1 pseudogene is annotated in these 302 nt (G+C 71.5%); it reads right to left on the bottom strand.

What is annotated here, in order from left to right:
* Positions 1-110 precede the first annotated feature (110 nt).
* Positions 111-302 (bottom strand): annotated as a pseudogene (locus L687_RS26200) (ABC transporter substrate-binding protein); the annotation flags it as partial.

Raw genomic sequence — 302 nt, 5'->3', positions numbered from 1 at the left:
ACCAGGGGGACGCTCCCGGACTCCGTCGGCGGCGGCGGGTGCCGGGGCTCTGCGGCTCCGGCACCCGCTCCGCCGTCTCGACCGCGCGCGGCGCGATGACGGTCATGCGGTCACTCCTGCTCGGCGTCCAGTGCCGCCTGCATCTGGTCGGCGAGATCCTGGAGGCCGTCCTTCGGGGACACCGCGCCCGACCACACCTGCGAGAGCACCTCGCTCTCGATGCTCGTCCAGGCGGAGGTGTTCTTCGAGGCCGGGTACGGCACGGCGTTCTCGAGCGCGTCGATGTAGACCTGAAGGTCGTA

Source organism: Microbacterium maritypicum MF109, assembly GCF_000455825.1.
Classification (GTDB): domain Bacteria; phylum Actinomycetota; class Actinomycetes; order Actinomycetales; family Microbacteriaceae; genus Microbacterium; species Microbacterium maritypicum_A.
The sequence above is the reverse complement of the archived record's forward strand: the minus strand, read 5'-3'. Positions and strand labels throughout refer to the sequence as shown.